We start from the raw sequence: 25,556 nt of genomic DNA on the forward strand, positions 1-25,556 counted from the left end.
TTTTTACACATGACATCTACCCCTATCGTACGTACGGTATACATCGTTTCCGACAGTACCGGCATCACCGCGGAAACCTTCAGCCAGTCGGTGCTTTCGCAGTTCGAGGAGGTCGATTTCAAGCCTGTCCGGCTGCCTTTTGTCGACACGCTGGAAAAGGCGGCGGAGGTCGCCATGCGCATCGACCGCAGCGCCCAGGACGCGGGCGTTCCGCCCATTGTGTTCAGCACCCTGGTCAACCCGGAAATCCTGGCGCGTGTTCGGCAGGCGAACGGCATTTTCCTGGACCTGTTCGGCACCTTCGTCAGCCACATCGAACAGGCGCTGGGCCTGAAGTCCAGCCACTCCATCGGCCGCTCGCACATGCAGGCCAATTCCGAAAAGTACCGGAACCGCATCGACGCCATCAACTTCAGCCTGGCGCACGACGACGGCCAGTTCGTGAACCAGCTGGACCAGGCGGACGTGATCCTGGTGGGCGTGTCCCGCTGCGGCAAGACGCCGACTAGCCTGTACCTGGCCATGCAGTACGCCATCAAGGCGGCCAACTTCCCGCTGACGCCCGACGACTTCGAGCGCGGCACCCTGCCCTCCACCATCGCCCCGCACCGCGGCAAGCTGTTCGGCCTGTCCATCCAGCCGGAACGCCTGGCCGAAGTGCGCAACGAACGCCGCCCCAATAGCCGCTATGCGCAGCTGGAGCAATGCCGCTACGAAGTGGCCGAGGCCGAACGCATGATGCGCCGCGAGGGCATTTCGTGGCTGTCCAGCACCACGAAATCGATCGAGGAAATCGCGACGACGGTGCTGCAGGAAGTGGGACTGGATCGCGGCTGAAAAAAAGGGCGCGCCATGGCGCGCCCTGCTTGAACCCTCCCCGTATCAGGGACGCAGTTTCACGCGTTCGCGCGAACCGGCTCCCCAGTACTTGAGCGGGCCCATCTCCTGCTGGGCGGTTGCCTCGGATTCCTCGAGCCGCATGTCCTGCCGGCCCATATTTGACGAATTCCCGCTCACGCCTTCGATGCTCAGCCGCACGTAGCGCGTCTGGCCGGGCGCCAGGGTGAACGACAGCGTGTCGTCGTCGCGCAGCGTGTCGATTTCATACTTGCCGGCAGGCCGGTTCACGAAGAAAAAGCTGCCGGGTTTGGAACGGCCGACTTTCACGCCGTTTACCCGCAAATACGGCTGGCTCGACACCACGCCGACGGGCGCCGGCGGTTGGTAGAAATAGATCCGGCCCGTGTCCGGGACCATGAACGGTATGGTGCCCGCGACATCCTTGTAGCGCGCGCCGCCGCAACCCGCCAGCAGCGCCGCGCCCAGCGCCACGGCGGCAATCATCCTGATGCTGCGTTTCATGCTTGCTTCTCCAGGCCGGGCCTCACAGGCCGGACACCTGTTCGGACGAGGCAGCGCCCCAGTACCGCATCCGCGACAGCTCGCTCTCGGCCTGCTCGGGCGGATCCACCAGCTCCATGGACAGCTTGCCGGCGCCCGTGCTTCCCAGCGATTCGGCCATGATGCGCACATAGCGGGTCTGCCCCGGATCGAGCTTGAAGCTCACGCCGTCCTGGGTCCAATACAGATTGGTCACTACGTAGCTGCCCGCCGGGCGGTCCACGAAGAAGAAGCTGCCCGGCTTGTTGCGACCGACCACGTCCTGGTTCACGCGCAGTTTCTGTTGGGCTGCCGCGGTGATCGACGCCTGCGGCTGATAGAAATAAATACGGCCCTGCCCCTGCGCGAGCGGCGGGATGCGGCCCTGCAGCGACTCATACTTGGGACCGGCGCAGCCGGCCAGCGCGACGGCAGCGGCCGTAGCCGCCGCCACTTTCAGCAAAACGTTCATTGACGCATCTCCACGGGCAGCGACACAGGGCGGGTCAAAGGCATGTAGGCGGATTCACCGGGCAGATAGAAGCCCACCAGCTTTCCGGAAGAGGCGACAAGATAGGCCTCTCCCTGGCGGCGGGTCTGGACCGTGAACAGCCCGCTCAGCGAGCGGTAGACGTCGCCCTGAGGCAAGGCGCCCACGCGCTCCCATTGCGACGCCGCAGGCAAGGTGGCGGCGCTGTCGTTGGGAAGCCGGACGCTCACCATGCGCGAAAGCTGTATCACGCTAGCCCTGTCCGCCGACGCGACCGGCACAAGGCTGGCCTTCTGGGTCGAGACGGACATGCATGCGCCCAGCGCCAGGGCGCCAGCCAAAGCCACAGCAACAGTCCTGCCCGCGCGCGACGCGCGTGCGAACTTTGGAATTACCGACGACGCCATAGATACCTCGGCAAATTAAAGTGCGTAAGTATATGAGTGCGTCAGTAAATTACAAAACGTGGCGCATCATTCGTAGCGCAGTTGCTCGCGCTCCCGGCGGCTTGCGCCCCAGTACCGAAGATCCGACAACGCCTGCTGAGCCGCCTCGGGCGAGGCCTCCAGCTGCAGAACCTGCCTGCCGCCCGAGATATCCACGCGCACGTACTGCGTCTGCCCGGCGGCCAGCGGCACGGTCAGCGGTTCCTTGCGCTCCTTGCGGTCGGTCGCCGTAATGACGGCGAGTTGCCCGGGCGCCCGGTCCACAAAGAAGAAGTTGCCCGGCTTGGAGCGGCCAACCTTGGCGCCGTCCACCAAAATGGTGGGCTGGGCGATCTTGCCGCCATTCGGCGTCTTGGGCTGATAGAAGTAGATCCGGCCTTCGGCCGCCTCCAGCGCGGGGATGCGCGCAGCAACGTCGACGTACCGGGGACCGGCGCAGCCGGCCAGCAGCAACGCCACGCCCGCGGCGGCAAGACTCGATTTGACCCAGCTCTTCACGCTTCGCCTCCTTTGGCTTGCGCGCGGGCACTCGCCAGCGGCGAGCGCGGACCACGCAAAACGGGGGAGTATAAAGCGGGGACAGTGCAGGCAATCCAGCGAAAAGCGGGAAAACGCGGCCTGATCAGCCGGCCTTGCCGGCCAGCGCCTGACGGCGTTGCTCAAAAAGGCATATCGCCGCGGCCGCGCCGACGTTCAGCGACTCGACCGCCGCCATGTCATGTGGAATGCGCACCTTGAGACTTGCCGCGGCCAGCAGCGCCGGGGCCACGCCCTGGCCCTCATGCCCGAAGACCCAGGCGCAGCGCTCCGGCAGGCTGCCGGCGTACAGGTCGCGCGAACCGTCCAGCGCGGTGGCCACCAAAGGCACCCGCAAGCCGGGCAGCAAGGCGGCAAGATCGACGTGTTCATGGATGGCCAGCGCAAAATGGGCGCCCTGCCCGCTGCGCAGCACCTTGGGAGACCAGGCCGCCGCGGTCCCCGTCGCCAGGAACACGCGCTTCACGCCCGCGGCGGCGCAGGTGCGCAGGAGCGTACCCACGTTGCCGGGATCCTGGATGCGATCGAACAGGACGCAGGTTTCGTCCACCTGCGCCGGGGCCAGCGGGACCGGCGGCGTGACCAGGAACGCCACACCCTGCCCGCTTTCCACCGCGGCCAGGGAATGCATCAGCCGCGCGTCCAGGGCCAGGCAATCCCGGTCGGGGACGGCCGCGGCCAGCGCCGCGATATCGGGTTGAGACAGGCGTTCCACGTCGAAGATCGCCTGATCGGGCGCGCCATGATGCTGCAGCCAGGCCTGGCACAGGTGCACGCCGTCCAGCAGCACCGGCGCGCCGCGCTTGCCCGCGGCGCCAGCCAGCTTGACCAGCGCCTTGACCGCGGGGTTGTCGCGGGAACTGATGTGCTTCATGACGCCAGGCCGAAGGCCTTGATGGGGGCGAAACTGCGCCGATGCTCGGCGCAAGGGCCGTGTTCGCGCAGCCGCTGCAGGTGCAGCGCGGTGCCGTAGCCCTTGTGCTGATCGAAGGCGTACTGCGGGTAGAGCGCATGCAGGCGCAGCAGATCGGCGTCGCGGGCCGTCTTGGCCAGGATGGATGCCGCCGAGATCGCGGGCACCAGCGCATCGCCCTTGACCACCGTCTGCACCGTGCAGCTCAGCTTGGGCGCCTGGTTGCCGTCCACCAGCGCCAGCTGCGGCATCATCGCCAGGCCCTGGACGGCGCGCTGCATCGCCAGCATCGTGGCGCGCAGGATGTTCAGGCTGTCGATTTCCGCGACCGTGGCGCTGGCGATGAACCAGGCCATCGCATGTTCCTTGATCTGGAGCGCCAGCGCCTCGCGCCGCGCTGCCGTGAGTGCCTTGGAATCAGCCAGGCCGTCGATGGGACGGGCCGGGTCCAGGATGACCGCCGCGGCATAGACCTCGCCCGCCAGCGGGCCGCGGCCGGCCTCGTCGACCCCGGCCGTCAGCAGCGCCGGCTGCACCGGGGCCGCGAACAGATCAGGCTGCTCCACCTGCCACCTCCAGGATCGCCTGCGCCGCAAGCGCCGGCGTGTCTCGCAAAAGCTCTTGATGCATGGCCGTGAACCGGGCCTCTACCCGGGCCGTGAGCACGTCGTCGGTCAACGCCTGCCACGTCGCTTCGGCCAGCTTTTCCGGCGTTGCGTCGTCCTGCAAGAGTTCCGGCACGGCAAAGTCCCGCAACAGCACGTTTGGCAGGCCGACCCACGGCAGATACGGCCGCTCCTGCCCGGACTTCCAGGCCATGATACGGCGCATCCAGGGCGACAGCACGTAGGAAATGACCATGGGACGCTTGAACAGCGCCGTTTCCAGGGTGGCGGTGCCGCTGGCCACCAGCACGGCCGTGGCGGCTTCCATGACCGACCACGCCACGGGCGCCTTGCGGTCGCCGCCCTCGCCGTGCAGATCGTGCGCGGTGATGCAGCGCAACCCCGGCACGGGATACTGGGCCAGAATGGCCAGGAATTCCGCGCGCCGCTGATCATTGACCATGGGAACCACGCACTGCAGGGCCGGATCCTTCTTCAGCAGCATCTGGGCCGCCTGCAGGAAGCGCGGCGCCAGCAGGCGGATCTCGGACGAGCGGCTGCCCGGCAATATCGCCAGCACGCGGGCGTTCTGGTCGATACCCAGGCGCTCGCGCGCCGCCGCGCGGTCAGGCTGCATCGGGACGGCGCCGGCCAGCGGGTGGCCCACGTACGTCACCGGAATGCCTTCCTTGCGATAGATTTCTTCCTCGAACGGAAACAGCACCAGCATGTGCGACACCGATTCGCGGATCTTGTGGATGCGCTCGTAGCGCCATGCCCAAATGGACGGGCCGACGAAATGCACCGTGGGCGTGCCTGCCTGCCGCAGCTGATGCTCCAGCCTCAGGTTGAAATCGGGCGCGTCGATGCCGACGAAGACCGACGGCGGTTCAGCCAGCCAGCGGCGCTTGACGTCGCGATAGGTGCCCAGCAGGCTGGGCAGGCGCTTGAGCGCATCGACGTACCCGAACACCGTCAAGGCATGCATGGGATGCCAGGCTTCGAATTGATGGGCCTCCATCTGGGGCCCGCCGATACCCTCGCACCGGACGCCGGCGTCTCGCGCTTGCAGACCGGCAATGATGCGCCCGGCCAGCAGGTCGCCCGAAGGCTCGCCGGCCACCATGCCGATCCGCGTGCTCATGGACGGATGATGCCGCGGGAGGCGACGTCCAGGAAATCGAGCATCGTCTGCAGGTGCTCCGCGGCCTCGGGGATGGATTGCTGGCGCTCGCGCAGCTCGGCGCGCGCCGCGTCCAGGGGCAGCCCCCGGCGGTAGATGATCTTGTAGGCTTCCCGCAGCGCCGAAATGGCGGCGGGCGTAAAGCCGCGGCGCTTGAGGCCTTCGACGTTGACGCCAACCGGACGGCACGGATTGCCCGCGGCCAGCACGAAGGGAGGCGTATCCTGCATGAGCGAGCTGTTGCCGCCCGTCATGGTGTGGGCGCCCACGCGCGAGAACTGGTGCACACCAGTCAGGCCGCCGATGATGGCCCAATCGCCCACATGGACGTGGCCGCCCAGCTGGACCGAATTGGCCAGGATCGTGTGGCTGCCGATATGGCAGTCGTGCGCCACGTGGACGTACGCCATGATCCAGTTGTCGTCGCCCAGCGTGGTTTCGCCGCCGTCCTGCGTGGTGCCGGTGTTCAGGGTGACGAACTCGCGCACCGTGTTGCGGTCGCCGATGGTGAGCCGCGTGGGCTCGCCCGCGTACTTCTTGTCCTGCGGCATGCCCCCGATGGAGCAATAGCGGTAGAAGCGGTTATCGCGCCCGATGGTGGTCACACCATCGACCATGCAGTACGGGCCGATTTCGGTCCCCGCGCCGATGGTCACATCGGGCCCCACCACTGCGAACGGGCCGATGACCGCGGTCGGGTCGATTTTTGCCGCCGGATCGACGACAGCGGTGGGATGGATATTTCCTGCCATTTACTCTTCCAGGCTGCGAATCGCGCACATCAGCTTGGCCGACGCCACTTCCTGGCCGTCGACCGTCGCGCGTGCTTGATACTTACAGATGCTGCGGCTGAGGCGCTCTGCTTCGACCTCGATGCGCAATTGGTCGCCCGGCACCACGGGGCGGCGGAAACGCGCGCCATCGATGCCGACCAGGTAATACGCCGTCTTGGAACCTTCGCACTTCAGGCCGCCGTTTTCGTCGGTGAACGAAAACAGCGCCGAGGCCTGGGCCATGGCTTCAACGATAAGTACGCCCGGCATCACCGGATGGTGAGGAAAATGGCCGTTGAAAAACGGCTCATTGATCGAAACGTTCTTGATGGCGACGATGGACTTGCCAGGCACCATTTCAACGACGCGGTCGATCAGCAGCATCGGATAACGATGCGGCAGCCTCTCCATGATCCCCTTGATGTCGAGTTCCATTTTTCTATGCTTTCCTGCGAAATGAAATAATTTGGCGGCGCGGACGCGCCAGGGCGGCGATCGCGCCCTAGGCCTTTTCCAGCGTCCGCACGCGGCGGCGCAATTGCGCCAACTGTTGTATCACGGCGGCGTTGTGCTGCCATTCGCCATGCTCCGCGTACGGGAAGACCCCGGTATAGCGGCCAGGCTTGGAAATATTGGACGTCACCGCGGTGCCGCCCGAGATATGGACATCGTCGCCCAGGACCAGGTGCCCCGACAGCATCGCCGCGCCGCCGATGGTGCAGCGCTCGCCGATGGTCGTGGAACCGGCCACGCCGACGCAGGCCGCCATGGCGGTATGCGCGCCGACGCGCACGTTGTGGCCCACCATGATCTGGTTGTCCAGCTTGACGCCGTCAGCGAGCACGGTGTCTTCGAGCGCGCCCCGGTCGACGGTCGTGTTGGCGCCGATTTCGACATCGTCGCCAATGGACACGCCCCCGAATTGGGGAATCTTGCCCCAGGCGCCCTTGCCCAGGGCGGGGTCCGGAGCAAAACCGAAGCCGTCCGCACCAAGCACCGCGCCGCTATGCAGAATGACCCGGGCGCCGATCTTCACGCCTTCGTACAGCGTGACATTGGCATGCAGGCGCCCGCCCGGTCCGATGGACGAGCCGGCGCCGATCACGCATCCCGGCCCCAGCACGGTGCCGCGGCCGATCCGGACGCCGGATTCCACGACGCAATTGGGACCGATGCGCACGTCTTCCTCGAGGATCGCGTCGGGCGCGACCACCGCGGAAGGATGGGTGTCGGCAGGCAGCGCGGGCCGGCGGGCGGCGTCGAACCACTGCGCAACACGCGCGTAAAGCAGGTAGGGATGCTTGCAGACGACCAGCGCGAAGGGCGGATGGGAACTGTCGGCTTCCAGCGCTTCGGCCACATCGGGCGAAACGATGACCGCTCCTGCCCCGGTTGCGCCTAGCTGGCTCTGGTAGCGGGGGTTGGCCAGGAATGCGATTTCCTGGCTGCCCGCCGACGACAGGGTTCCGATGCCGCAGACCCGAAAGGGGTCCGCGCCGGGAACCGCGCTGATGCGCCAGTCCAATCCCTGGGTATTGGCGGCGCCCAACAGTGCTTCAAGTGTGGGCGCGCGGGCAAGATCCAGTAAAACCGGCATGACTAGACGGGTATCGCTTACTTGCCCAGGCTCTGGATCACCTTGTCGGTGATGTCGATGCGCGGGTTGACCGTCACGGCGTCCTGAATGATCAGGTCGTAGCTTTCCTGCTCGGCGATGCGCTTGATGGCCTCGTTGGCCTTGGCCACGATGCCCGAGAACTCTTCGTTGCGGCGGCGGTTGAAGTCTTCCTGGAATTCGCGGCGCTTGCGCTGCAGGTCGGTATCCAGGTTGGACAGTTCACGCTGACGCTTGACGCGGTCGGATTCGGACAGCACGGGGGCGTCCTTGTCGAACTTCTCGGCTTGCGAGCGCAGGCTGTTGTTCAGGCGTTGGAGCTCGTCGTCGCGCTTCTTGAATTCGGCTTCGATCTTGCTTTGGGCAGTCTTGGCCGGACCCGATTCACGCAGGATACGCTCGGTGTTGACGAAACCGATCTTGGTGCCTTGAGCTTGCGCGGGAATCGCGGCAGCCGAACCGAGAATGAGCGCACCCACCAGGGCAATGGAGCCGCCCAGCTTGCCACGGCGCTTCGCGCCCGGCGTCTTCGATGATTTAAGTGCGAAATCAGACATCATGAAAATCTCACCTTCCAGTAAGGCAAAGCCAAAGTGTGTATTGTGCCACTAAACAGCAAGGGCGCCGGGCCGGTGGGCCACGCCCTTGTTTTCAAGAGTAACGCCTAGCTCAGAAACCCGTCCCGATCTGGAACTGGAAGCTTTGCTTGTCGTCGCCCTGCTTCGAGTTGAGCGGACGCGCATAGGACAACTGCAGCGGACCCATCGGCGATTGCCACGACAGGCCGATACCCGCCGAGAAACGCCAGCCGCAAGGATCCTCGACTTCGGTGTTGTCGCGGCCGCGGGTGCAGCTCAGGCCGCTGCCAGCCGACACCTGGCCGGCGTCGCTGAAGATGAACCAGCGCAGCGTGCGGTCCTTGGACGCGCCCGGGAACGGCAGGTACAACTGGGCATTGGCCACGATACGGCGCGTGCCGCCCAGGTAATCGCCCGTCTTGACGTCGCGCGGACCCAGCGAAGAACCTTCGTAGCCGCGAACGGTGCCGATGCCGCCGGCATAGACGTTCTTGATGACGGGGTAGTCCTTGTTGCCGTAGCTCTGGCCCCAGTCGACCATGCCGTTCAAGGCCAGCGTGTAGGAGCCGCCCAGGGGCACGAAGTACTGCTGCTGGCCCGTCAGCATGGTGTATTGCAGGTCGACCGTCGACACGTCCGCCTTCAGGCGCGTGTACGAACCCTTGGTCGGCGCCAGCGCGCTGTCGCGCGTGTCCTTGGACCAGCCGGCGCTGAAGATCACCGAATTGGTGGAGTCGCCGTACTGGCTGACGAAATCGTCATAGGCCTGCGGCGAGTTGTCGTACAGATCGATCTGGTTGCGCTCGATGTTCGCGCCCAGGAAGATCCGGTCGTATTCCGAGATCGGAATACCGAAGTTCATGCCCAGGCCCAGCGCCTTGACGCGGTAATCGCCGTCGTTGTTGTTCCAGGGTTCAGTCACGCGGTAGTAGGCCGACGTGGTGCGGCTGATGCCGTCCTTGGTCCAGTACGGATCGGTGTGCGACAGCACGATGGCGCGGTTCGTCTTGCTGGTGTTCAGTTGCAGCGTCAGGTTGGTGCCGCTGCCGAAGACGTTGTCTTCGCTGATGCCAGCCGAAAGAATAGCCTTTTCGGACGAGCCGTAGCCCACGCCCAGGTTGATCATGCCGGTGGGCTTTTCCTTCACGTCGACGTTGACGTCGACCTGGTCGGGTGAACCCGGCACCGGATCGGTCTTCACGTTGACGTCGCTGAAGTAACCCAGGCGGTCGACGCGGTCGCGCGAGGTCTTGATGTCCGCGGCGTCGTACCAGGCGGCTTCCTGCTGGCGCATTTCGCGGCGCACGACTTCGTCGCGGGTGCGGGTGTTGCCGCCGATCTGGATGCGGCGCACGTAGACGCGGCGGCTCGGATCGACGTAGAAAGTCAGGTCGGCTTCGTGCTTGGCGCGGTCCAGCTGCGGGTTCGGGTTCACGTTGGCGAACGCGTAGCCCAGCTCACCCAGGTAGTCGGTGATGGCCTTGGCCGAATCGTTGGTCTTGGCGGCCGAGAAGGTCTCATCGGGCTTGACCTGCACCAGCGCGTTGATCTCCTTGTCCAGGCCGAGCAGGTTGCCAGCCAGCTTCACGCTGCGCACCTTGTAGGGTTCGCCTTCGTGCACGGTGATCGTGATGCGGATGTCCTTGCGGTCCGGCGAAATCGTGACCTGCGGCGGTTCCACTGAAAACTCGAGGTAGCCCTGGTTCAGGTAGAACGAGCGCAGGGTTTCAAGGTCGCCCTCGAGCTTTTCGCGCGAGTACTTGTCGGTGTCGGTGTACCAGGTCAGCCAGCCCGGCGTGGTCAGCTTGAATTCGTCGAGGAGGTCGCTTTCGGAGAAAGCCTTGTTGCCGACGAAGCGGATTTCCTGGATGCGCGCCACCGAGCCTTCGAACACGTCGAAGCTCACGCCCACGCGGTTGCGCGGCAGCGGAGTCACGGTGGAGGTCACTTCGACGCCGTATTTGCCCTTGGACAGATACTGCTGCTTCAGTTCGTATTCGGCGCGCTCGAGCATGGAGCGGTCGAAAATGCGGCCTTCGGCAAATCCCACCTGGCTCAGCGAGGTGGTAATGGCCTTGGAATCGAATTCGCGCATGCCGTTGAAATTCACGGATGCGATGGTGGGACGTTCCTGCACGACCACGACGACGACATTATTGTCGGTCTGGATCTGCACGTCGGTAAAGAAGCCCGTTCCGTACAGGCGGCGAATCGCCTCGGTGGCTTCTTCTTCGGTGAATTTTTCACCGACCTTGACGGGGAGATAACCAAAGACGGTGCCGGCGTCGGTTCGTTGAATACCCTCTACGCGGATATCCCGCACGACAAAGGGTTCGAAGGCGTGGGCCATGGCCGGCAACAGCAAAGCGGCAATGAGACCCGGCAGTACACCCTTTTTGTGATGAAACATCCGGCGAAAAGACATCCTTGAGTATCCTCGGTCGTGCAAATGGCGGGGGATTTTATGCTAAATCGCGTTCAAGTGAACAAACGCGTGAAATCGTTGAACAGCGCAAGCCCCATAAGGCCTGCCAATAAACCAATGCCGGCGCGTTGTCCGATGTCGATCCACTTTGCTGGCGGCGGGCTGCCCCGCACAATTTCGACGAGATAGTACAGCAGATGGCCGCCATCCAGCATAGGAATGGGAAGCAAATTTAAAACGCCCAGGCTGATGCTGATCAATGCGATATAGGCGATATACGCAACAATGCCGATCCGTGCGGTCTGGCCGGCGTAGTCGGCGATGGTGACCGGGCCGCTGACATTACGCCACGAGACATCGCCCGTGACCATGCGGCCCATCATGCGCAAAGAGAACCAGGCGGTATCCCAGGTGCGGACGGCGCCGCGCCACAGGCTTTCGAACACGCCATACCGGACCGTCACCATCGGCACATTGCCGCCGAGCTGGACGCCAAGCCGGCCGATTTCCTGGCCATTGACCACTTCCGGCCGGGGCGTGACGTTCACGGTGATATTGGCGCCGTCGCGCGTCACGGTGAGCGCCAGGGTTTTGCCCGCGCTTTCCTGAATCTGCTTGACCAGTGCGCCCGTGTCGGGCGCGGGCCGGCCGTCCACGGCCACGACCAGGTCGCCCGTGCGCAGGCCGGCTGCCTGCCCTTCCCCGCCGTCGATGACGCCACGCACGGCGGGCTTGGGCTGGGCCAGGCGGATGCCGGCGGCGGCGAGCGGGTCGCCTTCGGCCGGGTCCATGGTGTTGGCGGGAAGATCCAGATCGCGCTGCTGCACCGCACCCGTGGGCGTGCTCACCTCGATCCGCGCGCGGCCGCCCGTGGACATGACGTCCATCAGGCGCCAGCGGGCGTCAGACCAGGAGGCGACTTCCTCGCCGTCGACCGCCAGGATGCGGTCGCCCGGGAGCAGGCCGGCGCGCGCCGCAGGCGTGTCGGCGGCGGGCTGGGCGATGATGGCCACCGGCTCTTCGGTGCCGGCCATGTTCAGGCCCGCATAGAGGAAGACCGCGAGGATCAGGTTGAAGATGGGTCCGGCGGCGACGATGGCGATGCGCTGGCCGACGGGCTTGTTGTTGAAGGCCCCTGCCGCAAGCGACGGGCTGGCGCCGGCGGGCGCCTCGTCCAGCATCTTGACGTAGCCGCCCAGCGGCAGTGCGGAAACCGCCCATTCCGTGCCGTGGCGGTCTGTGCGGCGCAGGATGACCTTGCCGAATCCCACCGAGAAGCGCAGCACCTTCACGCCGCACAGTCGAGCGACCCAATAGTGCCCCAGCTCATGGAAAATAATCAGTGAGCCAAGCGCCACCGCAAAGGCCAGCAAGGTGAAAAGCATGGGATCGGAATTCTAGGAAATCAGAAGCAAGCGCGGCCGGCCATCAGGCCAGCCCCAGGTTACCCGCAAAGACGCGCGATTCGGCGTCAAGTGCAAGCACGTCGTCAAGACTGTTGAGCGTAACAGATGCTTGCCGCGCTTGCCACTCGAGGGCAGCCTCGATGACTCGCGGAATCCAGGTGTAGGCCAGGCGGCCATCCAGGAAAGCGTCGACCGCGACCTCATTGGCCGCGTTGAGCGCCACGCAGGCGCCCTGCCCCGCGCGCAGCGCCGCAAAGGAATGCGCCAGGCAGGGAAATCGGGACAGATCGGGTTTTTCGAAGTCCAGCCGACCGAGCCGCGTGAGATCCAGCGGCCCCACGCCGCTTTCCAGGCGCTCGGGAAATCCCAGGCCGTAGGCGATCGGGGTACGCATATCGGGTTGCCCCAGCTGCGCAAGCACCGATCCGTCGTTGTATTCGACCATCGAGTGCACCACGCTTTGGGGATGCACGACGACTTCGATCCGGTCAGCCGGCATGGCGAACAGCCAGTGAGCCTCGATCACCTCCAGGCCCTTGTTGAGCATGGTGGCGGAATCCACCGAAATCTTGCGGCCCATGCTCCAGTTGGGATGAGCGCAAGCCTCGGCCGGAGTGACTTCGTGCAGGTCTTCCAGATCGCGGCTGCGGAACGGGCCGCCCGATGCGGTCAGCAACAGGCGCCGCACGCCCGGCGCCGGGCTGTCAGGCGCCAGCGCGCGCCCGTGATGGGGCAAGCATTGGAAAATCGCGTTATGTTCGCTATCTATTGGCAGCAGTTCAGCGCCGTTATCGCGAATAGCCTGCATGAACAGCGATCCGGCAGCGACCAGGGCTTCCTTGTTGGCCAGCAGCACGCGCTTGCCCGCGCGCGCCGCAGCCAGGGCTGCGGGCAACCCGGCCGCGCCCACGATGGCAGCCATGACGGAATCGCATTGGGGATCGGCCGCGGTATCGGCCAGCGCCTGAGCACCCACGCGGATCTCGGGCGTCTTCTGGCCGGATGGCCAGGCATCGATGAATTTCTGCCGCGCGGCGCCGTCCGGCACCACCACGACCGCCGCACGGCTGGACAGCGCCTGCTCGGCCAGACGCTCCATCCGGCTATGCGCAGACAGCGCGTACACCGCCATGCGCTCGGGATGGCGCGCGATTACATCCAGCGTGCTTACGCCGATCGAACCGGTCGATCCCAGCACCACGACGCGTTGAAAAGCCGTCAAAACAAAACTCCAGACAAAAGTAGCGCGAAAGGCGCGACCGGAAGAATCGCATCGATACGGTCGTAAACGCCCCCATGGCCCGGCAGCAGCGTGCTGGAATCCTTGCGGCCGGCCCGGCGCTTGAGCAGCGACTCGAACAGGTCTCCCACGATGGACAGCACGCCCAGCAACGCCGCGATCGGCAGCGCAAGCCAGAACGACCAGCGCTCCACCAGCGCGTGGCCGAAAGTCCCGGCCCACAGGCTGGAAAGCCCGATCCACACCACGGCGCCCAGGACGCCGGCAATGGCACCTTCGATCGTTTTGCCCGGACTCACCCGCGGAGCCAGTTTACGCTTGCCGAAGGCGCGCCCGGCAAAATAAGCCGCAATATCCGCGACCCAGACCAGCGCCAGCAAGGACACGACGAACCCCGCGCCCCGCGCCATGTACATCTGCGCCAGCACCGCCCATGCCGCGAAGGCAGCAGGCACCGAAAATACGGACCAGCCCAGGCTTGCGGGCGCCGCGTCGGAGCGCCCGCGAACCACGGCCGCGACCCCGCCGAAGAGCCAGACCGCCGAGACGGCGGGCACCAGGTAGCGCAATACCCAGTCCGGATCGGTCACGCCGGCGCGTTCGCCGGCCAGCCAGGCATTGGCGAGCGCAAGCATGCCCGCGAACAGCAGCACGGCGACGCCGACGGAAATCAGGGGGGATGGCGGTTGCGGCAGCGTCAGCCGCAGCCACTCCCAATTGGCGCACGCGGCGGCCAGGGCCAGCAAGGCGACAAACCACCACGGATTGGCGCTGACCATTGCGGCCGCAAGAATGGCCAACAAGATGACGGCGGTAACGATACGCTGGCCCAACATATGACGGTCTCCTCGTGTTCAGCCTGGGAAAGACGCGCTTGGTCGCCTTCCGCCTATTTGGTGCTGCTTTCGCTGACTTGCGCGCTGGTGCGGCCAAAACGCCGTTCGCGCGTGCGGTACCAATCAAAGGCAGCCGTGAGTTCATTGGCGCCAAAGTCCGGCCAGTAGCGGTCCGTGAAGTAGAACTCCGCGTAGGCCATCTGCCAGATCAGGAAATTGGAAATGCGCTGCTCGCCGCCGGTGCGGATGAACAGATCGGGCTCAGGCGCCCATGCCATGGAAAGATGTTTGGCCAGGCGCTCTTCGTTCACCAGGTCGGGATTGGCCGCCAGGCCGGGCTCGGCCGCCAGCATGGCGCGCGTCGCTTGAAGAATGTCCCAGCGGCCGCCATAGTTGGCAGCAACCGTCAGATGCAGACGGTCGTTGTGGGCGGTGCGTTCCTGGGCCGCCGCGATCAGTTCGCGCAGGCGGGGTTCGAACGCGCTGAGGTCGCCGATGACATGCAGGCGCACGCCCTGCTCTTGAAGCTTGCCGACCTCGCGTTCCAGCGCCTGCACGAAGAGGCGCATCAACAGGGAGACCTCTTCGGCCGGACGGCGCCAGTTTTCGGAGCTGAAGGCGAACAGCGTGAGATACCGGACACCGGCGCGGCCGCAGGCCTCGACCACGCGCCGCACCGCCTGCACGCCCTTGGCATGCCCGGCCGTGCGCGGCAGCAGCCGCCGCGTCGCCCAGCGGCCGTTGCCATCCATGATGATAGCGACGTGCTCGGGGATGTCGCGGGTGTCGGGAACCGCCTGGGTCGAACTGGTTGCCATTAGTGTGGGGACTGCGCGCGGTGAACCGGCGAAAAACAGGAATACGGGAAAAAACCTGCGCCGTCGCTTCCATTGCTCCGTAGAAGTACCGCGAGGCAATGGACTGGACGGCGCATGGGCAGGAGAATCCTGACGCAAAGGGCCGCCGGCACCGCCGGCGCACCCCGCAGCGTGCTGGGATTATACGGTCATGATTTCCGCTTCTTTCTGGACGACCATCTTGTCGATGTCGGCGACGGCGCGGTCCGTCAGCTTCTGGACGTCGTCCTGGGAACGGCGTTCGTCGTCCTCGGAGATTTCCTTGTCCTTGACCAGCTTCTTCAGCGCTTCATTGGCTTCGCGGCGCAGGTTGCGCACGGCGATCTTGGCGTCTTCGCCTTCGCTGCGCACCACCTTGGTCAGGTCGCGGCGACGCTCTTCAGTCAGCGCGGGCATCGGGACACGGATGGTGTCGCCCATCGAGATGGGGTTCAAGCCCAGGTCGGATTCGCGAATCGCCTTTTCGATCGGGCCGGCCATGTGCTTTTCGTACGGCTGCAGGCTGATCGTGCGGGCATCCACCAGGTTCACGTTGGCGACCTGGCCAACCGGCACGGGCGAACCGTAGTATTCGACCTGCACGTGGTCCAGGATGCCGGTGTGGGCGCGGCCCGTGCGGATCTTGGCCAGGTTGGTCTTGAGCGTATTAAGCGACTTGGCCATTCTGGCCTCGGCGGATTTGCGGATTTCTGCTGCGCTCATGGAATTTCCTTTTCTTTAAACGTGTACCAGCGTGCCTTCGTCCTCGCCGCTCACGACTCGCTTGAGCGCGCCGGACTTATTGATCGAAAACACTTTGATCGGCAGCTTCTGGTCGCGGCACAGCGCGAAGGCGGTGGCGTCCATGACTTCCAGACGGCGGACGATCGCCTCGTCGAAGCTGATGCGCGAATAACGCGTGGCGGTGGGATCCTTGTTGGGATCCGCGCTGTAGATGCCATCCACCTTGGTGGCCTTCAACACGATCTCCGCGCCGATTTCCGCGCCGCGCAAGGCAGCAGCCGTATCGGTGGTGAAGAAGGGGTTGCCGGTGCCCGCCGCGAAGATGACGACCTTGCCCTCTTCGAGGTAGCGCAGGGCCTTCGGGCGGATGTAGGGCTCGACGACCTGATCGATATTCAGGGCCGATTGTACCCGGGTGTCGATGCCCTTGTGCTTGAGCGCGTCTTGCAGCGCAAGCGCGTTCATGATGGTGGCCATCATGCCCATGTAGTCGGCGGTTGCGCGGTCCATGCCCTGCGCACCCGGGGCGACGCCACGGAAGATGTTGCCTCCGCCGATGACGATGGCCAGTTCGACGCCGGTGGCGGCGACTTCGGCGATCTCATCGGTCATACGGACGATGGTGGAACGATTGATGCCGAATGCATCGTCGCCCATCAGCGCCTCGCCGGAAAGTTTGAGAAGAACCCGTTTGTATGCTCTGCTGCTCATAGGTGATATCCCGAAGAACAATCCGACGAAAGTGTAAGACAAGAATGGGGAGTCCCCAACGCCGCACCCGCTGCGCGGGCTTGCGGCCCTGGGGAATGCTCCCCGTTGGGCCGCCATGCGGCGAAAAGGCCGGACTAGAATTTAATCTAGCGCCGGCCTTTAAGCACTACCTTAGAGGTCAGGCGGCGCCGGCGGCGGCGGCTGCAACCTCAGCGGCAAAGTCGCTGGTCTTCTTCTCGATACCTTCGCCGACGACGAACAGCACGAACTTGCTGATCGAAGCGCCCTTTTCCTTCAGGTGCTGTTCGACCGTGTGCTTGTCGCTCTTGACGAACGGCTGAGACAGCAGCGTGACTTCCTTCAGGAACTTGGCAACGGAACCTTCCACCATCTTTGCGACGATATCGGCGGGCTTGCCCGATTCGGCAGCCTTCTGCTCGGCAACCGAGCGCTCGGCGGCGATGTCGGCCGGGTTCACGCCGTCGGCGTTCAGGGCCTTGGGCTTGGTGGCGGCGATGTGCATCGCCAGGTCCTTGCCCACTTCTTCGGCGCCGGTGTATTCGACCAACACGCCGATCTTGCCGCCGTGCACGTAGCTGGCCAGCGAATTCGGGGTCTGGATGCGCTCGAAGCGGCGGATCGAGATGTTTTCGCCGATCTTGCCGATCAGGGCGGTGCGGGTGGACTCGACAGTGCCGTCGCCGTACGGCAGCGCCGACAGGGCGGCCACGTCGGCGGGGTTCTGCGTGGCGACCAGCTCGGCCAGCTTGTTCACAAAGCCGACGAAGTCGTCGTTCTTGGCGACAAAGTCCGTTTCGCAGTTGATTTCGATGACGGCGCCTTGCTTGGCGTCGGCGGAGATGAACAGACCGATCAGGCCTTCGGCGGTGACGCGGGCAGCGGCCTTGCTGGCCTTGTTGCCCAGCTTGACGCGCAGGATTTCCTCGGCGCGGACCAGGTCGCCTTCAGCTTCCGTCAGGGCCTTCTTGCATTCCATCATGGGCGCGTCAGTCTTTTCGCGCAGTTCCTTGACCAGGGCAGCGGTAATTTCAGCCATGTTTGCTCCAAATTTTGCTAAGACACGCCCCGGCGGGCCGGGGCAGTGGTTTGATTCGATGGGACGCCCGCATTAGGCGGGCCTGGAAGATGGGAGCCCACCTTCGCAGCGCCGGCGAGGCGGGAGCGGACCGTTTCGGCGCCGCTCCCAGACACTACCCGCCGGACATGACAGCAGGCTTAGGCCTGGTTGTCTTGCACTTCGACAAACTCTTCCTGGCCTTCGCCCAGTTCTTCAACCAGACCGTTCAGGTTCTGCTCGCGGCCTTCCAGCACGGCGTCGGCGATGCCCTTGGCGTACAGCGCGATGGCCTTGGCCGAGTCGTCGTTGCCGGGGATGACGTAGTCGATGCCTTCGGGCGAGTGGTTGGTGTCAACCACGGCGACCACGGGGATGCCCAGGGTCTTGGCTTCGGCGATGGCGATCTTGTGGTAGCCGACGTCGATGACGAACATGGCGTCAGGCAGACCGTTCATGTCCTTGATGCCGCCGATCGACTTGTTCAGCTTGTCCAGTTCACGTTGGAACAGCAGGCCTTCCTTCTTGATCATGCGCTCGGCGCCGCCTTCGGCGACAACGACTTCCATGTCCTTCAGGCGCTTGACCGAGGTCTTGACCGTCTTGAAGTTGGTCAGCATGCCGCCGAGCCAGCGGGCGTCGACGTAGGGCATGCCGCAACGGGCGGCTTCGGAAGCGACCAGCTCGCGAGCAGCGCGCTTGGTGCCGACGAACAGGATGTTGCCGCCGCGAGCAGCCAGCTGCTTCACGAACTTGGTGGCTTCCTGGTACTTATCAACCGTCTTTTCCAGGTTGATGATGTGAATCTTGTTGCGGTGGCCGAAGATGTACTGCGACATCTTGGGGTTCCAGTAACGGGTCTGGTGACCAAAGTGGACACCCGCTTCCAGCATTTCGCGCATCAAAGACATGTAATTCTCCAAGGGTTGGTTTCTTGCGCCGCACCTGCATCAGCATCTTGCTGACACCCTGGGTGGTGTTGCGCGCGATTTCCCGCACATGCGGGATGACAAAATTTTAACCGGGCCGGCCGATCACTGCCGCAATAACTATGACGCTGCAGGCTTTTCGCCTGAAGCGGCACGCCTTTAACGACTACTACGCTGCCGCGATAAACCCAGACGGCCGCCACGACAAGAGCCTTGCGCCGCGTGGCTTGCATCGCGCCTGTCCGACACTCCAGGAGTTTCCTGGAAGTTTCTTCAAGGCGCACCCGGACTTGTTTTGTTGGCGGCGAAATCCAGTTCATCGCATCCATGGCCGCTAGGCCTGGCCGCGCATCAGGCAGCTGGGGCATTTCTTCAAAAAGCGCCCCTTTTCAGGAACCGCCTTCAAGAAATTAATTCAGCGCCCATACCGAACCTGCATCACCGCTCGAAAACACTTCCGGGCTTACAAGCACGCCGCGCCCAGCTGGCGCCAGACTTCAGAACCCAAGCGCTTCCAGCCGAAACCCCTGCCCGGCGCCCATCTTTTCCCAAGCTCTGCGGCTTGCCCGAATTCGCTCCACAACCTTCGCTTGCGGTGAAACTTCAGGGCTTGCCGCCGATCTCATGAAAGAATCGCGCAAAACCAGGATTGCTGCCGGGAACGTGGAACCAGAGGGCCCGCACCCGCCGGGTTGGCTACGCTGCCGCTGGCCGTGGTTCCTGCCCATTGGATATCGATGTACCCAGTGGGTTCGCCACAACCGGCTGCAACTCTTGCCGGTAACCCGATTGCTCCCCAAATTTTTAGGGAAGCCTATAATTCTACTATTCTTTCAAGCAGACATTCAAGCGAGAGATCGCTAATCTACTCCATGGGCACAATCACCAATCCGGCCGACCTGGCCAAGATGCGCGCAGCCTGTCAGGACGCCGCCAAAGTCCTCGACTTCATCACCCCCCACGTCAAGCCGGGCGTCACAACCGGGGAGCTGGACCGCCTCTGCCTGGAGTACCTGACCGACGAACTGAAGGTGAAATCCGCCACGGTGGGCTACGCGCCCCCCGGCTATCCGCCCTTCCGCGGCGCCATCTGCACCTCGGTGAACCACCAGGTCTGCCACGGCATCCCCGGCGACAAGGTGCTGAAAAATGGGGACTCATTGAATATCGACGTCACCATCATCAAGGACGGCTGGTTCGGCGACACCAGCCGCATGTATGCGGTCGGCGAACAGTCCATTCTGTCCCGCCGCCTGACCGACATCACCTTCGAGTGCATGTGGAAAGGCATCCAGCAGGTGAAGAACGGCGCCACCCTGGGCGACATCGGCAACGCGATCCAGAAGCATGCCGAATCCAACGGCTTTTCGGTGGTGCGCGAGTTCTGCGGCCACGGCATCGGCCAGCGCTTCCACGAAGACCCGCAGGTGCTGCATTATGGCAAGCCGGGGTCCGGCGTGAAACTGGTGACGGGCATGCTGTTCACCATCGAGCCCATGATCAACGCCGGCCGCCGTGAGATCCGCCAGCTGTCCGACGGCTGGACGGTCGTTACGCGCGACCACAGCCTGTCGGCGCAATGGGAGCATGCTGTCTGCGTTACCGATACCGGGTATGAAGTACTAACCCTTTCGCCCGGCATGCCCCAGCCCCCGGCCTTTATCACCGAACCCATCGTCATCCCCGCCGTCTGAAGCGCCGCTGCCAGCCATGACCGCCGAAATCCTCACCAAGCTGCGCGAACGCATCCAGGAATCCCGGCGGGCCGCGGTGGCCCAATTCCGGGAACATGAACGGCCGGACACGCTGCTGTCCGAACTGCGCCGCATCGTGGATGCGGCGCTGCGGGACCTGGTCAAGCACTATCCCCTGCCTGTCGGCGCCACGCTCGCGGCCGTGGGCGGCTATGGCCGCGGCGAACTCTACCCCCATTCCGACGTCGACCTGCTGATCCTGCTGCCGCACGTTCCCACGCCCGAAGACGAATCCGCCATCGAGCAACTGGTGGCCTCGCTCTGGGACCTGGGACTGGAACCCGGCCACAGCGTGCGCACCATCGAGGACTGCGAACGCGAAGCCGACGCCGACATCACGGTCGAAACCGCGCTGCTGGAATCCCGCTGGCTGGCCGGCAGCCGCGTGCTGATGCGCAAGTTCGACGCGGCGACCAAGTCCCGCCTGGACCCGCGCGCGTTTTTCCTGGCCAAGCGCACGGAAATGCAGCAGCGCCACGCGCGCTACCACGACACGCCCTACGCGCTGGAGCCGAACTGCAAGGAATCCCCGGGCGGCCTGCGGGACCTGCAGGTCATCCTGTGGATGGCCCGCGCGGCGGGCTTTGGCAACACCTGGAGGTCCGTTGCGCAGGCCGGCCTGCTGACCTCTTCTGAAGCGCGCGACCTGCGCAAGGCCGAACAGGCCTTCAAGCGGCTGCGCATCGAACTGCACCTGCTGTCGAACCGGCGCGAGGACCGCGTCCTGTTCGACCTGCAGCCAGCGTTGGCCGAGGTTTACGGCATCCACGCCACGGCCACGCGCCGCGGCAGCGAACTGCTGATGCAGCGCTACTACTGGGCGGCGCGCCTGGTCACGCAGCTCAATGGCATCCTGGTGCAGAACATCGAGGAACGGCTGTTTCCGCGCCCCGACAGCGACGCGCGCGACATCGACGACGATTTCCGCAACCTGCGCGACCGCCTGGACATCATTCGCGACGACGGCTTCGAACGCAATCCCACCCTGCTCCTGCGCGCCTTCCTGGTGATGCAGCAGCACCCGGAACTGACCGGCATGTCCGCCCGCACGCTGCGCGCCATCTGGCATTCGCGGCACCGCATCGACGCGCAGTTCCGCCGCAATCCGGTGAACCGCAAGCTGTTCCTGCAGATCCTGCAGCAGCCGCGCGGCATCGTGCATGAATTGCGGCGCATGACCATGCTCAACATCCTGCCGCGCTACCTGCCGGTGTTCCGCCGCATCGTGGGCCAGATGCAGCACGACCTCTTTCACGCCTATACCGTGGACCAGCACACGCTGGCTGTCGTGCGCAACCTGCGCCGCTTCACCATGCCCGAACACGCCCAGGAGTATCCGCTGGCCAGCCAGCTGATCGCGGGTCTGGACCGGCACTGGCTGCTGTACGTGGCGGCGCTGTTCCATGACATCGCCAAGGGCCGCGGCGGCGACCATTCCGAACTTGGCGCCCGCGAAGTGCGCAAGTTCGCGCAGGATCACGGCATGGATCCCGAGGACGCCAAGCTGGTGGAATTCCTGGTGCGCCAGCATCTGCTGATGTCGGCGGTGGCGCAGAAGCGCGACCTGTCCGATCCGGCGGTCGTGCAGGACTTCGCCGCCGTGGTGCAGGACGAGCGCCACCTGACCGCGCTGTACCTGCTGACCGTGGCGGACATCCGCGGCACCAGCCCCAAGGTCTGGAACGCCTGGAAGGGCAAGCTGCTTGAAGACCTGTACAAGCTGACCCTGGCCGCGCTGGGCGGCGCGCACGCGGACGCGCACACCGTGCTGACGGAACGCAAGGAAGAGGCCGCGCGCCTGACCCGGCTGGCCGGGCTGCGCGACGACGCCCGCGAGGCCTTCTGGAACCAGCTGGACGTGGCGTATTTCCTGCGCCACGACGCGTCCGACATCGCCTGGCATACGCGCCACCTGTATCACCAGGTCGAACCGGCCCAGGCCGTGGTCAAGGCCCGCCCCACCGAACAGGGCGAAGGCCTGCAGATCATGGTCTACACGCGCGACGCGCCCGACCTGTTCGTGGCGATCTGCGGCTACTTCGACGCCAAATCGCTGTCCATCCAGGACGCGCGCATCCACACCACTCGCCACGGCTGGGCGCTGGACAGCTTCATCGTGCTGTTGCCGGAAGGCGCGAGCGACCTGCGGGCCCAGGCCACGCTGGTCGAGCACGAACTGGCCGAACGCCTGAAAGATCCGCAGGCTGCCGCGCAGGCCCAGCCCGCGCGCGGCAGCTGGTACGGCCGCGGCCGGCAGTCGCGGGTGTCGCGCGTGTTCCCCGTGATGCCCCAGGCCGAGCTGCAACCCGACGAGCGCAGCACGTCCTGGCGCCTGTCCGTCACGGCCACCGACCGGCCGGGCCTCCTGCACGCCCTGGCGCGCGTGTTCGCCCGCCATGAGGTCAACCTGCTCATGGCCAAGATCATGACGCTGGGCGACCGAGTGGAGGACGTCTTCATCGTGGACGGGTCCGCCCTGGCGCGCCCCCGCAGCCAGATGCAGTTCGAGCGCGACATCCTTGATGCGCTCGCGGGCGAGGACGCCCAGCAGCGCGCCGCCTGACCCGCCGCGCCGCAAGGCGCCGAAGCATCGCCATGGCCGCTCCGGAAGGCATACAATCCGGTTTTCGGCCAGGCGATGCTCGCTCTCATGCAGCTAAATGACTATCTGCGCGTTTTCGGTGGCAGCTTCTTCTTTGCGCTGGCCACCCTGCTGCCCTTCCTGAATCCGCCCGCCATCGCGCCCATTTTCCTGTCGCTGACCGAGGGCGCCTCGTCGTCCACGCGCGTGGTGCTGGCCAAGCGGGTCGCGATCAACGTCTGCCTGATGCTGGTCGTGGCCATGGTGGCCGGCAACGTCCTCCTGAGCTTTTTCGGCATTTCGCTGTCCATCGTGCGGGTGGGTGGCGGCATGCTGGTCATCGCCAGCGCCTGGCGCCTGGTCAATTCGCCGGACGCCGACACCGAACGCGTTGCCCGCATGGCCGAATCGTTCACACCGGAAATGGCCAAGGCGCGCGCCTTCTATCCGCTGACCTTTCCCATCAGCTGCGGCCCCGGATCCATCGCGGCGGCCATCACGGTGGGCGTTTCGCTGCGCGACCAGAACCACGTGCTGAGCCTGGTGCGACTGGGCGGCTCGATTCCGGGCATCATCGTCGTCTCGCTGACGCTGTACGTCTGCCTGCGCTTCGCCGCGCAGATGCTGCACCGTCTTGGCGACAACGGCACGGCGGTGTTCATGCGGCTGTCGGCCTTCATCATGCTGTGCCTGGGCGTGCAGATCTTCTGGGAGGGCGCGCGCGAATTGATGCTGGGCGTACTGACCCAGGTCATGCAACCAATTCCGATTCCCAAGGCCTAAGCATGGCCGGGCGCGCTCCCGGATCCGTCCAACCTCTTTCATCGCAACAATGACCTCTCGCTCCGAACGCCTGCTCCGCCTGATCGCCCTCTTCTGCTTCGGCGCCGTCGGCGTGGCCCTCGTCTCCCAGCACGTCTTCGACATGCCGCCCTGCGCCTGGTGCGTGATGCAGCGCCTGATCTACCTGGTGATCGGCGTCTTCGCGCTGATCGGCGGCTTCGGCGGCGGACGCGCGCTGACCCGCGTCTGCGGCGCCCTGGCCGCCATCCTGTCCCTGTCGGGCATCGTGGCCGCCTGGTACCAGTACAGCGTGGCCGCGAACATGCTGTCCTGCGACCAGACCTTCGCCGATCGCTTCATGACCGGCATTGGCCTGGAAAGCGCCATCCCTGCCCTGTTCGGCATCTACGCCACCTGCATGGACGCCAAGGTGCCCGTGCTGGGCATCGAGTACGCGCTGTGGAGCCTGGCGCTCTTCGTGATCGTGTTCTTCATGGCGCTGCCGGTCGCGTTCCGCCGCGGCCGGGCAAACTAGCGCCCCGTGTCGACGCCAGGGAACGACCGGCACGCCGACACGCTGCGCGCGCTGGTCCTGGCGGATGCGCGGCTCATGCGCTGGCTGCGCGCCGCACGCGACCACGCGCCCGCCGATGGCTGCATCGGTGCAGGCGCGATACGCACGCTGGTCTGGAACCATCTGCACGGCTTTCCACCGGACAGCCACACCCCCGCCGACGTCGATTTCGTATACTTCGACCCTGCGGACCTTTCCGCCGCGCATGAAGCAGACGTGAAGCGGCGCCTGCAGGATGCCGCGCCGGATGCACCCTGGGAGGCCGTCAACCAGGCCCGTGTTCACCTGTGGCGGCGTGACAGCCGGGGCCTGGCGCCCCCGCCGGCGGATTCCCTTGCCGCCGGCATCGCCGGCTGGCCTGAAACGGCAACGTGCGTGGGCGTCGCGCTCGGCCGCGATGACCGCCTGCGCATCATCGCCCCGCACGGCCTGGCCGATCTGTTCGGGCTGGTGCTCCGGCCGAGTCCCGCCGCGGATCCCGCGACTTATGCGCAACGGCTCGCGGCCAAGCGCCACCTTGAAACCTGGCCGCGCCTGGCGGTCGAAACACCGCGCAATCCTTGACGTGCAAACCTTGAAATACCTTACCGGCTATCCGGAACCCCTGCTGGCGCAAGCTCAAAAACTGCTGGACCAGGACAAGCTGGGCGCGGCGCTCCTGGCCAGGTATCCGGGCGGCCCCCATGGCGTGCGCACCGACAAGGCGCTGTACCAGTACGTGACGGACCTGAAGAACGCCTACATGCGCAACGGCGACCAGATCAACAAGGTGGCGTTCGACAGCAAGATCCACGTGATCCAGCATGCACTGGGCCAGCACACCTACATTTCGCGCGTGCAGGGCGGCAAGCTGAAGGCCAAGCATGAAATCCGGGTGGCGACGCTGTTCAGGAGCGTGCCGGAAGAGTTCCTGAAGATGATCACGGTCCACGAGCTGGCGCATCTGAAGGAAAAGGACCACAACAAGGCCTTCTACAACATGTGCCTGCGCATGGAACCGCACTACCACCAGTACGAGTTCGACCTGCGCCTGTACCTGACCCACCTGGAGGCCACGCGCGCGCCGCTGTGGGATCCGAAAGCGTAGCCGCCTGGCGCCGCAAACAAAAATGCCGTCCCGAGGGACGGCATTTTTCTGGCCG

Annotated in this window: 27 protein-coding genes; 7 read left to right on the forward strand and 20 right to left on the reverse strand. The window is 65.0% G+C overall.

Annotation, left to right across the window (positions count from 1 at the left end):
- Positions 1 to 9: 9 nt before the first annotated feature.
- Entirely contained in the window at positions 10 to 837 is an 828-nt protein-coding gene (gene ppsR / locus ABE485_RS21895) for a posphoenolpyruvate synthetase regulatory kinase/phosphorylase PpsR (RefSeq protein ID WP_346517367.1), read from the forward strand.
- 45 nt (positions 838 to 882) lie between these two features.
- Here the strand turns inward: ppsR and ABE485_RS21900 are convergent, their stop codons facing one another.
- The 20 genes from ABE485_RS21900 to rpsB form a co-directional block, all read right to left on the reverse strand.
- The gene (locus ABE485_RS21900; protein ID WP_346517368.1) at positions 883 to 1,362 is read right to left on the reverse strand and encodes a DUF2846 domain-containing protein; all 480 of its coding nucleotides are present in this window, start codon (positions 1,360 to 1,362) and stop codon (positions 883 to 885) included.
- 22 nt (positions 1,363 to 1,384) lie between these two features.
- Positions 1,385 to 1,852 (reverse strand): DUF2846 domain-containing protein, encoded by a 468-nt coding sequence (locus tag ABE485_RS21905; RefSeq protein ID WP_346517369.1) that lies wholly within the window; start codon positions 1,850 to 1,852, stop codon positions 1,385 to 1,387.
- Positions 1,849 to 2,181 carry a hypothetical protein gene (locus tag ABE485_RS21910; protein WP_346517370.1) on the reverse strand — a complete coding sequence of 111 codons (333 nt, stop codon included), beginning with the start codon at positions 2,179 to 2,181 and terminating at the stop codon, positions 1,849 to 1,851. Before ABE485_RS21910 ends, ABE485_RS21905 begins: the two co-directional genes overlap by 4 nt.
- Positions 2,182 to 2,343: 162 nt before the next feature.
- On the reverse strand, positions 2,344 to 2,814 hold the full coding sequence (locus ABE485_RS21915; protein WP_346517371.1) for a DUF2846 domain-containing protein: 471 nt from the start codon (positions 2,812 to 2,814) through the stop codon (positions 2,344 to 2,346).
- 124 nt (positions 2,815 to 2,938) lie between these two features.
- Positions 2,939 to 3,727, reverse strand: a complete 789-nt coding sequence (locus ABE485_RS21920; protein ID WP_346517372.1) for a TrmH family RNA methyltransferase — start codon at positions 3,725 to 3,727, stop codon at positions 2,939 to 2,941.
- Positions 3,724 to 4,332, reverse strand: a complete 609-nt coding sequence (gene rnhB / locus ABE485_RS21925) for a ribonuclease HII (RefSeq protein WP_346517373.1) — start codon at positions 4,330 to 4,332, stop codon at positions 3,724 to 3,726. Before rnhB ends, ABE485_RS21920 begins: the two co-directional genes overlap by 4 nt.
- A complete protein-coding gene (gene lpxB, locus ABE485_RS21930) occupies positions 4,319 to 5,515 on the reverse strand; it encodes a lipid-A-disaccharide synthase (RefSeq protein WP_346517374.1) in 1,197 nt (398 codons plus the stop codon). Before lpxB ends, rnhB begins: the two co-directional genes overlap by 14 nt.
- Positions 5,512 to 6,306 (reverse strand): acyl-ACP--UDP-N-acetylglucosamine O-acyltransferase, encoded by a 795-nt coding sequence (gene lpxA, locus ABE485_RS21935; protein WP_346517375.1) that lies wholly within the window; start codon positions 6,304 to 6,306, stop codon positions 5,512 to 5,514. Before lpxA ends, lpxB begins: the two co-directional genes overlap by 4 nt.
- Positions 6,307 to 6,762, reverse strand: coding sequence for a 3-hydroxyacyl-ACP dehydratase FabZ (fabZ, locus tag ABE485_RS21940; RefSeq protein WP_008167730.1), 456 nt, complete (start codon positions 6,760 to 6,762; stop codon positions 6,307 to 6,309).
- Between the two features lie 67 nt (positions 6,763 to 6,829).
- Positions 6,830 to 7,924 carry a UDP-3-O-(3-hydroxymyristoyl)glucosamine N-acyltransferase gene (gene lpxD / locus ABE485_RS21945; RefSeq protein WP_346517376.1) on the reverse strand — a complete coding sequence of 365 codons (1,095 nt, stop codon included), beginning with the start codon at positions 7,922 to 7,924 and terminating at the stop codon, positions 6,830 to 6,832.
- 17 nt (positions 7,925 to 7,941) lie between these two features.
- The gene (locus tag ABE485_RS21950; protein WP_346517377.1) at positions 7,942 to 8,502 is read right to left on the reverse strand and encodes an OmpH family outer membrane protein; all 561 of its coding nucleotides are present in this window, start codon (positions 8,500 to 8,502) and stop codon (positions 7,942 to 7,944) included.
- A gap of 109 nt (positions 8,503 to 8,611) precedes the next feature.
- Positions 8,612 to 10,945, reverse strand: coding sequence for an outer membrane protein assembly factor BamA (bamA, locus tag ABE485_RS21955; RefSeq protein ID WP_346517378.1), 2,334 nt, complete (start codon positions 10,943 to 10,945; stop codon positions 8,612 to 8,614).
- A 53-nt stretch (positions 10,946 to 10,998) separates the two neighbouring features.
- Positions 10,999 to 12,330 carry an RIP metalloprotease RseP gene (gene rseP / locus ABE485_RS21960; protein WP_346517379.1) on the reverse strand — a complete coding sequence of 444 codons (1,332 nt, stop codon included), beginning with the start codon at positions 12,328 to 12,330 and terminating at the stop codon, positions 10,999 to 11,001.
- A 43-nt stretch (positions 12,331 to 12,373) separates the two neighbouring features.
- Entirely contained in the window at positions 12,374 to 13,573 is a 1,200-nt protein-coding gene (locus tag ABE485_RS21965; protein ID WP_346517380.1) for a 1-deoxy-D-xylulose-5-phosphate reductoisomerase, read from the reverse strand.
- Positions 13,570 to 14,427 (reverse strand): phosphatidate cytidylyltransferase, encoded by an 858-nt coding sequence (locus tag ABE485_RS21970; RefSeq protein ID WP_346517381.1) that lies wholly within the window; start codon positions 14,425 to 14,427, stop codon positions 13,570 to 13,572. The genes ABE485_RS21965 and ABE485_RS21970 overlap by 4 nt, the downstream gene beginning before the upstream one ends.
- A 53-nt stretch (positions 14,428 to 14,480) precedes the next feature.
- The gene (gene uppS / locus ABE485_RS21975) at positions 14,481 to 15,245 is read right to left on the reverse strand and encodes a polyprenyl diphosphate synthase (RefSeq protein ID WP_346517382.1); all 765 of its coding nucleotides are present in this window, start codon (positions 15,243 to 15,245) and stop codon (positions 14,481 to 14,483) included.
- A 180-nt stretch (positions 15,246 to 15,425) separates the two neighbouring features.
- Positions 15,426 to 15,986, reverse strand: coding sequence for a ribosome recycling factor (gene frr / locus ABE485_RS21980; protein WP_346517383.1), 561 nt, complete (start codon positions 15,984 to 15,986; stop codon positions 15,426 to 15,428).
- A 15-nt stretch (positions 15,987 to 16,001) separates the two neighbouring features.
- Entirely contained in the window at positions 16,002 to 16,718 is a 717-nt protein-coding gene (gene pyrH, locus ABE485_RS21985) for a UMP kinase (protein ID WP_008167708.1), read from the reverse strand.
- 178 nt (positions 16,719 to 16,896) lie between these two features.
- Complete coding sequence (tsf, locus tag ABE485_RS21990; protein WP_346517384.1) at positions 16,897 to 17,775, reverse strand: translation elongation factor Ts; 879 nt, start codon at positions 17,773 to 17,775, stop codon at positions 16,897 to 16,899.
- Between the two features lie 179 nt (positions 17,776 to 17,954).
- Positions 17,955 to 18,704, reverse strand: coding sequence for a 30S ribosomal protein S2 (gene rpsB / locus ABE485_RS21995; RefSeq protein ID WP_346517385.1), 750 nt, complete (start codon positions 18,702 to 18,704; stop codon positions 17,955 to 17,957).
- Between the two features lie 890 nt (positions 18,705 to 19,594).
- On the opposite strand from rpsB, the gene map reads away from it, so the two are divergent.
- The 6 genes from map to ABE485_RS22025 all read left to right on the forward strand — a co-directional run bounded on the left by map (position 19,595) and on the right by ABE485_RS22025 (position 25,501).
- Positions 19,595 to 20,416 (forward strand): type I methionyl aminopeptidase, encoded by an 822-nt coding sequence (map, locus tag ABE485_RS22000; protein ID WP_346517386.1) that lies wholly within the window; start codon positions 19,595 to 19,597, stop codon positions 20,414 to 20,416.
- A 16-nt stretch (positions 20,417 to 20,432) separates the two neighbouring features.
- Entirely contained in the window at positions 20,433 to 23,039 is a 2,607-nt protein-coding gene (locus ABE485_RS22005; protein ID WP_346517387.1) for a [protein-PII] uridylyltransferase, read from the forward strand.
- Between the two features lie 87 nt (positions 23,040 to 23,126).
- Positions 23,127 to 23,840 carry a MarC family protein gene (locus ABE485_RS22010; protein ID WP_346517388.1) on the forward strand — a complete coding sequence of 238 codons (714 nt, stop codon included), beginning with the start codon at positions 23,127 to 23,129 and terminating at the stop codon, positions 23,838 to 23,840.
- A gap of 49 nt (positions 23,841 to 23,889) precedes the next feature.
- Complete coding sequence (locus ABE485_RS22015) at positions 23,890 to 24,375, forward strand: disulfide bond formation protein B (RefSeq protein ID WP_346517389.1); 486 nt, start codon at positions 23,890 to 23,892, stop codon at positions 24,373 to 24,375.
- A gap of 6 nt (positions 24,376 to 24,381) precedes the next feature.
- Positions 24,382 to 24,978, forward strand: a complete 597-nt coding sequence (locus ABE485_RS22020) for a nucleotidyltransferase family protein (protein WP_346517390.1) — start codon at positions 24,382 to 24,384, stop codon at positions 24,976 to 24,978.
- A gap of 1 nt (position 24,979) precedes the next feature.
- Positions 24,980 to 25,501, forward strand: a complete 522-nt coding sequence (locus ABE485_RS22025) for a M48 metallopeptidase family protein (RefSeq protein ID WP_346517391.1) — start codon at positions 24,980 to 24,982, stop codon at positions 25,499 to 25,501.
- Positions 25,502 to 25,556: the final 55 nt, after the last annotated feature.

This window comes from Achromobacter spanius (assembly GCF_039673305.1).
Lineage (GTDB): Bacteria > Pseudomonadota > Gammaproteobacteria > Burkholderiales > Burkholderiaceae_B > Achromobacter > Achromobacter spanius_F.

Excerpts from the sequence above, each read along its gene's own strand:
- ppsR (WP_346517367.1), top strand. The coding sequence starts at position 10 with ATGACATCTACCCCTATCGTACGTACGGTATACATCGTTTCCGACAGT.
- ABE485_RS21900 (WP_346517368.1), bottom strand. The coding sequence starts at position 1,362 with ATGAAACGCAGCATCAGGATGATTGCCGCCGTGGCGCTGGGCGCGGCG.
- ABE485_RS21905 (WP_346517369.1), bottom strand. The coding sequence starts at position 1,852 with ATGAACGTTTTGCTGAAAGTGGCGGCGGCTACGGCCGCTGCCGTCGCG.
- ABE485_RS21910 (WP_346517370.1), bottom strand. The coding sequence starts at position 2,181 with ATGTCCGTCTCGACCCAGAAGGCCAGCCTTGTGCCGGTCGCGTCGGCG.
- ABE485_RS21920 (WP_346517372.1), bottom strand. The coding sequence starts at position 3,727 with ATGAAGCACATCAGTTCCCGCGACAACCCCGCGGTCAAGGCGCTGGTC.
- lpxB (WP_346517374.1), bottom strand. The coding sequence starts at position 5,515 with ATGAGCACGCGGATCGGCATGGTGGCCGGCGAGCCTTCGGGCGACCTG.
- lpxA (WP_346517375.1), bottom strand. The coding sequence starts at position 6,306 with ATGGCAGGAAATATCCATCCCACCGCTGTCGTCGATCCGGCGGCAAAA.
- fabZ (WP_008167730.1), bottom strand. The coding sequence starts at position 6,762 with ATGGAACTCGACATCAAGGGGATCATGGAGAGGCTGCCGCATCGTTAT.
- lpxD (WP_346517376.1), bottom strand. The coding sequence starts at position 7,924 with ATGCCGGTTTTACTGGATCTTGCCCGCGCGCCCACACTTGAAGCACTG.
- ABE485_RS21950 (WP_346517377.1), bottom strand. The coding sequence starts at position 8,502 with ATGATGTCTGATTTCGCACTTAAATCATCGAAGACGCCGGGCGCGAAG.
- bamA (WP_346517378.1), bottom strand. The coding sequence starts at position 10,945 with ATGTCTTTTCGCCGGATGTTTCATCACAAAAAGGGTGTACTGCCGGGT.
- rseP (WP_346517379.1), bottom strand. The coding sequence starts at position 12,330 with ATGCTTTTCACCTTGCTGGCCTTTGCGGTGGCGCTTGGCTCACTGATT.
- ABE485_RS21970 (WP_346517381.1), bottom strand. The coding sequence starts at position 14,427 with ATGTTGGGCCAGCGTATCGTTACCGCCGTCATCTTGTTGGCCATTCTT.
- uppS (WP_346517382.1), bottom strand. The coding sequence starts at position 15,245 with ATGGCAACCAGTTCGACCCAGGCGGTTCCCGACACCCGCGACATCCCC.
- frr (WP_346517383.1), bottom strand. The coding sequence starts at position 15,986 with ATGAGCGCAGCAGAAATCCGCAAATCCGCCGAGGCCAGAATGGCCAAG.
- pyrH (WP_008167708.1), bottom strand. The coding sequence starts at position 16,718 with ATGAGCAGCAGAGCATACAAACGGGTTCTTCTCAAACTTTCCGGCGAG.
- tsf (WP_346517384.1), bottom strand. The coding sequence starts at position 17,775 with ATGGCTGAAATTACCGCTGCCCTGGTCAAGGAACTGCGCGAAAAGACT.
- rpsB (WP_346517385.1), bottom strand. The coding sequence starts at position 18,704 with ATGTCTTTGATGCGCGAAATGCTGGAAGCGGGTGTCCACTTTGGTCAC.
- map (WP_346517386.1), top strand. The coding sequence starts at position 19,595 with ATGGGCACAATCACCAATCCGGCCGACCTGGCCAAGATGCGCGCAGCC.
- ABE485_RS22005 (WP_346517387.1), top strand. The coding sequence starts at position 20,433 with ATGACCGCCGAAATCCTCACCAAGCTGCGCGAACGCATCCAGGAATCC.
- ABE485_RS22010 (WP_346517388.1), top strand. The coding sequence starts at position 23,127 with ATGCAGCTAAATGACTATCTGCGCGTTTTCGGTGGCAGCTTCTTCTTT.
- ABE485_RS22015 (WP_346517389.1), top strand. The coding sequence starts at position 23,890 with ATGACCTCTCGCTCCGAACGCCTGCTCCGCCTGATCGCCCTCTTCTGC.